We start from the raw sequence: 7,858 nt of genomic DNA on the forward strand, positions 1-7,858 counted from the left end.
TATAAACATCCGCAAAGTCCTTTAATACATTTGTATACCGGTTCAAACATTCAATCAGCTTATTATCTTCGTCCAGCAAGCTCCGCTTTCACAAACCGCTGCGACCGCCTATTTAAAAGGCAGCGTCGTGCGCGTGGTCGCGCCCAAGTTACTCTTACATCCACAACTATAATATTCCAACACTGCTTTTACAGCACTCGCAACAACTATAGGCGTCAACATGCATCAATATTTACTTGAGCAAAAAAAACAAAAACTGTTCGGCCACCCGTTATTTATAGAAATAACCACTCTTGGCAAGTTAAAACACTTTATGCAATACCATGTATTTGCTGTGTGGGACTTCATGAGCCTGACCAAACGTCTGCAACAGGACCTGACCGGCACGCAACTGCCCTGGCTCCCCTGCGCTGACCCGCACGCTGCCCGCCTGATCAATGAAATCGTATTGGCGGAAGAGTCGGACGAGCACCCGACACGGGGCTATTGCAGCCACTTCGAGCTGTACCTGGACGCCATGACGGAAGTGGGCGCCAGCACTGTCGCAATCACCCGCTTTATCGAGTTGCAAAGCCAGGGGGTGGAGGTAAGCGCAGCGTTGCAAATGATCGGTGCGCCTCAGGGCGTGGCCCGCTTCGTCGACAGCACCTTACAAATCGCCTTGAGCGCCCCGACCCACTGTGTGGCGGCGGCGTTCCTGCATGGCCGCGAGAGTGTAATTCCGTCTATGTTCCAGAGGCTTTTGCATAGCCATGCTTTCATAGGTCGGCAGGCCCCTACGTTATGTCACTACCTCAGCCGCCATATCGAAATGGACAGCGATGATCACGGGCCTGCGGCGCATCAGTTGCTACAGCGTCTGTTCGAAGCAGACCCCAGCCGTCAGAGACAGGCCGATAACGCCGCCCTGGGCGCCGTGGAGAGTCGTATAACCCTCTGGGACGACGTACTGGCCTCGATGCAAGAGGTACGCCCGTGAACGCCGCCCACTACCAATCCTTTGCCGATGACTGGGAGCGTCGCGCAACCATCCGCACACGCCCCCGGCGGATGTTGGAAGACGACGACAAACTCATCTTCCCCCTGTGCCGCCAGCCTCTGGTGCTGAGTGCAACCTTTCTCAAGCACTGCCCACAATGGCGCGACTTCGTACTGATGCAAAGCTTCTATAAATTCATCAATGACGTGGTGATTTTCGAAACCGAGATCGTCGACAAAACCGCGCGCAGCATCGCTAAAAATCGCTTCTCCCTGCCCTTCCCGCTCGCCTGCCGCTACGACGCGATGACAGTCGTTGTCGACGAGGATTACCACGCGCTGGTCGCGCTGGATTTTCTGCAGCAAGCCGTGGAGATGACCGGAATCCAACCGCTTGATCTACCCGGGCAAATTGAATTGGGCCGCGCGCTGCCGGCAGCCCAGGCGCAGGTACCGGTATGTTTGCACGATGCCGTTGAGTTGATCGGCGTCGCCATCGCTGAGAACACCGTCACCCATGACGTCGCAGCATTTTCCAAAGACGGCAGCGTCAAATCTTCTGTCCGCGGCCTGATGGCCGATCATCTGTTTGATGAAGGGCGGCATGCGCGGTTCTGGACACAGTTGGTGCGTCTCTACTGGCAGTCGGCAAGCCCGCAAGATCGCGACCACATTGCCCAAGCCCTGCCCGTGTTCCTGACGCACTACCTGACCAACGACCTACAAAAAGACTTCGATCTGCAACTGATCGAACACTTGGTTATCAGTGCCGACGCTCGCCTGGCATTGCGCGATGAAATCCAGGCGCTGGACTTTCCCATCACCCATCAACATCCGCTGGTGACCAATATCATGGGCTTTCTGCACCACAGCGGTGTCCTGCAAACCCCTAGCGTGGCACGAGCCCTGAGCGACTACCTGCCCGTAGCGAGGAAGTTGGCATGAGGCGCTTGCAGATCGAGTGGCGTGGCACCAGTAAAGCTCTGGAGGCGCTCAAGCAGGAGCTGGAGCAATATGGGCATGTGGCAGGAGCGGGGTCTATCGACCTGATGATTGACGACGGGAGTCAGCCGCTGCCGCCCTCGCCCACCAGTGCGCCTTGGTTAAGCTTGCGCGTGGGTATCGGCCCGCTCTGCGAACACGGGCTGCCCTTACTGCAGTTGCGCTGCTATGACCGCGAGCGGCGCCTGCTAGCTGTGCAAGACGTTGCCCAGGAGCCCAGCGGCAATGGGCAGCGGTTGCGCCAGCAGGCAACGGATGCATTGGTGGAATGCGCTGCTTTGTTGGTCTGCGGTTTCTCAAGAGATCCCGCTTATTTCTCGGCAACGGCCACTGCTAACGCCTGGCCTGAACAGAGTCTGCAAGAGCTGGATGCCTTGGCTTTCATGCACCGGTTCAACCACACGGCGGACTCTGCCTTACTGCACGCGGCCCGAACGCCCATGATCGAACGGCTGCAGGCCAGCCTCAATACCTTCGCACATCGAACAGTGCTGAACACCGCCGGTCATGCGCTGACTTATCGGCAGCTCCAGCAACAAGCCATGGCTATTCAACAACGCCTGCTTCCCTTACTGGAGGATGCCGAGGCTCCACAAGTGGTCGGCGTATGCCTGGAGAAATCCGCCGAGTTGTACGCCAGCATTCTCGCGGTGCTTGGCTGTGGCGCCGTGTATTTGCCGCTGGTGCCTGACCACCCGGAGCAACGCCAGCACTGCATGCTGACCAGCCTCAAGGCCTGTGTGCTGCTGGAGAATGGCCAGCACCCATTGCGAGAGCGTTTCGTTTCACTTGATGTGAGCCAGGTTGCCGCGCACAGCGCCGACATGACGCAACCGCTGATGCGCCGTCATCCCCGTGCCGACGAGCCGTGCGTGGCACTGTTCACCTCGGGTACGACGGGCCAGCCCAAGGGGGTACTGCTGAGCCAATACAACCTGGCGCATTTCACGGCCTGGCTCGTCAGTTGCGTGGCGTTGGATCAACACAGCCGCGTCCTGCAGTTTTCGCCGCTGGGCTTCGATTCCTCACTGATCGATATTTTCCCGACCTTGGTCGCCGGCGCCGAGTTGATCGTCCCCACCCCAGACCAACGTCACGACCTTCAGCAACTGCTAGAGCTGATTCGCCAGCAACGCGTCACGCATGGGTTCGTGCCACCGGCGCTGCTCAGTATCCTGCCGCTGGATCAGCCATTGGGCATGACCCATCTGCTGACCGGAGGTGATTTCTGCGAGCCCTGCGTGATCGAACAACTGGCCGATCAATGCCAGTTACATAACCTCTATGGGCCGACCGAGGCCACTGTGCTGGCGACCCATCGAGTATTCCAACGGGGCGACAGCCATCGCAATGTCGGACTTCCCATCGCCAACAGCCAGGTGCTGATTCTCGACGAGAACCTGCAGCCCGTGGATGAACAGGTAATGGGCGACTTGTACATTGTCGGTCCCGGAGTAAGCCTGGGTTATTCGAATACACCGTCCCTGGCCGACAATCCGTTCGTGGCACTGACACTGCCCAATGGGCAAGTGCTGCAGGCTTATCGCAGCGGCGACTTGGCGAAATGGACGCAAGTAGGCATCGAGCTGGGCGGCCGTCGGGATGAGCAAGTCAAGATCCGCGGGTTTCGAGTTCAGCCTCGGGATATTGAACAGTGCTTGCGCGATAGTCGCTTGTTTCGCCAAGTGGCAGTGGTGATCGATGCGGCACACAGAATCATCGGGTTTGTCGCCCAGCCAGAACCTGGCGCTACGCTGGCAAGCCTGAAGGAATACGCTCGGCAATGGTTGCCCGTGCACATGCAGCCAAGCGCTTGGAGCGAGCTGGCAGGCATGCCCCGTTCGAATAACGGCAAGATTGATCGCAAAGCCTTACTGGCCATGCCAATAACTACACCCGTCGGGGTGAGCCGCTGCCGCGTACAAGACCCTTTGCAGGCACAACTGGCTGACCTGTGGGGTGAACTGTTGGGATTACCCGCTGGCGACCTCTCGATCGATGAGAGTTTTTTCAACCTCGGTGGCCACTCCATCCTGTTGTCGACCCTGTTGCTACGCCTGCGCGAGCAGTTTGGTCGTAGCTTCTGCCTGAGCCCCTTTTTTGAGACGCCGACCATCCGCACATTGGCCGCACTCATGGATGGCGGCACGCTGCCGGATACCCGGTCCAACCAGATGGAGCAAGACGCGACGCGAGCACTGGAGGTCGAGACGCTGCCCGCGGCCCTTGCGGGAGACACGCGCAAAGCCATCGTCACCGGGGCGAACAGCTTTGTCGGGGTGCATATCGTCCAGGCACTGCTGGCTGGCGGCGCGCAGGACGTGGCGTGCCTGGTGCGTGAGTTACCCGGCCATTCGGCGGCGGCAAGGTTCGCCCAGGCGTTGCGTGAATACCGCTTGGAAGATCTGGACCTGAGCCGAGTGCAGGTATACGCCGCTGATATTCGTAAACCCCGCCTGGGCTTGGCCGATGACGTGTACGAGCACCTGGCCCGCCATTACGGCGTGGTGGTGCATAACGCCGCGCAGGTCAATCATGTGATGGATTACGCCTCACTCGCCAAGGACAACGTCGAACCGGTGCTGGAGTGCCTGCGTCTTTGCGAGACCCATTGCAAGAAGGTCCTCAATTTCATCTCGACGCTCTCAGCCTGCAGCAGCGTGGACGCCGATGGGTACGTGCTTGAAACGCCTGCCCGGCGCACACTGCCGCTCTACGTGAAAAATGGCTACAACCTTTCCAAGTGGGTCGCCGAGCGGCTATTAGGACGAGCAGTCGAGCAAGGGGCCTGGGTTAATATTCATCGTCCGGGGAATATCAGCTTCAACAGCCAGAACGGTGTTTGTCAGCCACAGAAAAACCGCTTGCTGTTGATGCTCAAGGGGTCTCTGCAATTGGGCCTCGTCCCGCGACTGGAGGCCAATTTCGATCTGATGCCGGTGGACTTCCTGGCGCGTTTCATCGCTTTCCATAGCGCTCATTTTGACACCGAGCGAAACGTGTTCAACTTGCACAATCCGCAGCCCTTGAATTGGGATCAGTACCTCGATGCCTTCAGCGAGGCTGGGCACGTTTTTGACCGAGTCAGCGTTGAAGAGTGGCAACGAGCGTTGCGCAAAGTGAGCCGTGATAACGCCCTGTTCGGGGTGCTGGGCTTTTATCTGGACGGGCTGGGCGAAGACATCGGTGACACGTCGATGATCCGTTACGACAATGCCCGGTGGGGCTTGGAAAAAATGGGGATGTGCTATCCACCCAAGAGCCAGGCGCTGTTACGCAAAGGCTGCGACTATCTGAGCGCTATTAGCTTCCTCTGAATAGCACCGTGGACGCAGGGCCAAGCAGTCGGAGCGAGTGGCCTCGCTCCGATGCAGTCAGGATCAGATCTTGAAGCTATCGACCAATTGCTTCAATCGGCTGGCCTGCTGGGACAGCGCATCGCAGTCCTTGAGCGTTTCGTTGAGGTTGGCCACACCTTGCTGGTTCAAGAGGTTGATCTGGTTGATATCGACGTTGAGGGTTTCAACCACTGCGGTCTGCTCTTCAGTCGCGGCCGCAACGGATTGGTTCATGCCATCAATCTCAACGATACGTTGCGTCACGCTGACCAAGCGCTCACCTGCCTGGTTGGCGACTTCAACACTTTCTTCGCTGGAAGCCTGGCTGGCGTTCATGGTGGTCACGGCTTCACGAGAGCCCACTTGCAGCGAGGTGATCATCTTGTGGATTTCTTCTGCCGACTCCTGGGTACGGTGCGCCAAATTACGCACTTCATCCGCCACCACGGCAAAACCACGCCCGGCTTCACCAGCACGGGCCGCTTCGATCGCCGCGTTGAGGGCTAGCAGGTTGGTTTGTTGGGAAATGCCTTTGATCACATCCAGGATGTGCCCGATGTTATCGGTACTGGCATTGAGGGTTTCGATCTGAGTGCAAGACAGGCTGATCTTTTGCGACAACTCAGACATCGCCTGGATGGTTTGCTCCACCACTTTACGACCATCGTCAGCTTGTTCGCTGGCACCACTGGCGTGCTGGGACGCATCAGCGGCGTTACGCGCGATTTCCTGGGTGGCAGCACCCAGTTCGTTGATGGCTGCAGCCACGCTGTTGGTACGTGCGCTCTGTTCGTCAGAGCCGATGATCGACGCATTCGATGAAGCCATCACACGCTGGGACAAATCGTGCACCTGGCGTGTTGCCGAAGACACTTCGGAAATCGATGCGTGGATTCGCTCGACGAACTGGTTGAATGCGCTGCCGACCTCACCGAACTCGTCTTTGCTGGTCACGTCCAGACGTCGGGTCAAATCACCTTCGCCTTGGGCAATGTCCTGCATGGCCACGCCCATGGTGGTCAGCGGGCGCAACAGTACTTGAATCAACAGGCTCAGGAGCACCGCAATGGCCACAACGGCGATCAACATCGCAATCAAGGCCGAAGTGCGGAATTTGCCTAGTGGGGCATAGGCTTTTTCTTTGTCGATCGACAGGCCTATGTACCAGTCAGCGCCAGGCAAGCCGCTGATAGGCGTGAAAGAGAGGATGCGATCCTGTCCTTTGAGTACGACGTCCTGATTGAGCTTCTCAATGCGCACGTTGGTGCCAGGGTAGATGTCCTTGAGGTTCTTCATCACCTGGTCCTGGTCCGGACTGACGATGACCTGGCCATCGCCGCTGACCAGAAACGCATGGCCGATACCACCGAAGTCTACCGAGTTGATGATCTTCACCAGTGTCTGCAGGCTCAGGTCACCACCGACAACACCCAACAACTCGCCGTTCTTTTTCACCGGCATGGCAATTGTCACGATCTGACCGCCCACAGCCGCCATATAAGGCGGAGTAAGCATGGTTTTGTCCGCGAGTACTGCTTGCTTGTACCAAGGGCGCTGACGAGGGTCGTAGTCGTCAGGCATCTTCGCGTCAGGGCGCTGGGTGAATACCCCGTTGGCTTGTCCCACATAGGTGAACTGGAAGTTGCTGGTAAGCGCTGGTTGATCGACCAAACCAGGAAGATCGGCGGCGCTGCCCTGGTGGGCAACGTTTTGCGCCAGGTTCTCGAGAACCAGGATGCGACCACTGAGCCAGTTCTGCACACTGCTGGCAGTGAGCTCGCCGGATTGCTGGATGGACGAAGTGAGGTTTTGCCTGATGGTGCTGCGCTGCAGATAGTCGTTGTAGAGCGTGAATAGCGCAAAGGCTAAAACCACGACGCCTGACGCGGCCAACAGAATTTTATGACTGAACTTGAGATTCATTTCATCGACTTCTTTTGCCAAAGGGGGGTGAGCGTGCCGAGTGGAACATTCCATGTAACGGGATAGGCGGACTCTGCGGTCGCTCTATTTCGGTGCACGCATGGCTCGTCAGGCTTTCGGCCAAACTTCGACAAATCTTAGGAATTTGTGAGAAGCATCTTCTTTTAGCGTAGGAAACCGACAGGCGGTAAGTGTCGCGTAGATGGGCTGTGACGGGCCGCCCTAAACGACAAAACCCCTGTCTGCGTTAGCAGACAGGGGTTTCGGAATTCAATCTTGACGATGACCTACTCTCACATGGGGAAACCCCACACTACCATCGGCGATGCATCGTTTCACTGCTGAGTTCGGGATGGGATCAGGTGGTTCCAATGCTCTATGGTCGTCAAGAAATTCTGTGTACCAGACCGTTGGGTTGGCAACGTGCCGGTGAAATTCATGAGCTTCTACATAAACAAAACCCCTGTCTGCGTTAGCAGACAGGGGTTTTGGAATTTAATCTTGACGATGACCTACTCTCACATGGGGAAACCCCACACTACCATCGGCGATGCATCGTTTCACTGCTGAGTTCGGGATGGGATCAGGTGGTTCCAATGCTCTATGGTCGTCAAGAA

Annotated in this window: 4 protein-coding genes and 2 rRNA genes; 3 read left to right on the forward strand and 3 right to left on the reverse strand. The window is 57.3% G+C overall.

Going from position 1 to position 7,858, the window contains the following annotated elements:
• Positions 1-220 precede the first annotated feature (220 nt).
• From GIW04_RS24965 to GIW04_RS24975, 3 genes are read left to right on the forward strand one after another with little or no spacing between them, the layout of a single operon-like run.
• Positions 221-979 carry a DUF3050 domain-containing protein gene (locus tag GIW04_RS24965; protein ID WP_120249195.1) on the forward strand — a complete coding sequence of 253 codons (759 nt, stop codon included), beginning with the start codon at positions 221-223 and terminating at the stop codon, positions 977-979.
• The gene (locus GIW04_RS24970) at positions 976-1,923 is read left to right on the forward strand and encodes a diiron oxygenase (protein WP_003187429.1); all 948 of its coding nucleotides are present in this window, start codon (positions 976-978) and stop codon (positions 1,921-1,923) included. Before GIW04_RS24965 ends, GIW04_RS24970 begins: the two co-directional genes overlap by 4 nt.
• Positions 1,920-5,297, forward strand: coding sequence for an amino acid adenylation domain-containing protein (locus GIW04_RS24975; RefSeq protein ID WP_236269957.1), 3,378 nt, complete (start codon positions 1,920-1,922; stop codon positions 5,295-5,297). The genes GIW04_RS24970 and GIW04_RS24975 overlap by 4 nt, the downstream gene beginning before the upstream one ends.
• A 63-nt stretch (positions 5,298-5,360) precedes the next feature.
• On the opposite strand, the gene GIW04_RS24980 is transcribed toward GIW04_RS24975, so the two are convergent.
• The 3 genes from GIW04_RS24980 to rrf (GIW04_RS24990) form a co-directional block, all read right to left on the reverse strand.
• Complete coding sequence (locus tag GIW04_RS24980; protein ID WP_003187426.1) at positions 5,361-7,241, reverse strand: methyl-accepting chemotaxis protein; 1,881 nt, start codon at positions 7,239-7,241, stop codon at positions 5,361-5,363.
• Between the two features lie 274 nt (positions 7,242-7,515).
• A 5S ribosomal RNA gene (gene rrf / locus GIW04_RS24985) occupies positions 7,516-7,631 on the reverse strand.
• Positions 7,632-7,740: 109 nt separating this feature from the next.
• Positions 7,741-7,856 (reverse strand): 5S ribosomal RNA (rrf, locus tag GIW04_RS24990).
• Positions 7,857-7,858 lie beyond the last annotated feature (2 nt).

The organism is Pseudomonas sp. PA-4-8C (genome assembly GCF_021606625.1).
In the GTDB taxonomy this organism is placed as follows: Bacteria; Pseudomonadota; Gammaproteobacteria; order Pseudomonadales; family Pseudomonadaceae; genus Aquipseudomonas; species Aquipseudomonas lactis.

Coding starts and splice junctions, on each gene's coding strand:
- GIW04_RS24965 (WP_120249195.1), top strand. CDS start 221: ATGCATCAATATTTACTTGAGCAAAAAAAACAAAAACTGTTCGGCCAC.
- GIW04_RS24975 (WP_236269957.1), top strand. CDS start 1,920: ATGAGGCGCTTGCAGATCGAGTGGCGTGGCACCAGTAAAGCTCTGGAG.
- GIW04_RS24980 (WP_003187426.1), bottom strand. CDS start 7,241: ATGAATCTCAAGTTCAGTCATAAAATTCTGTTGGCCGCGTCAGGCGTC.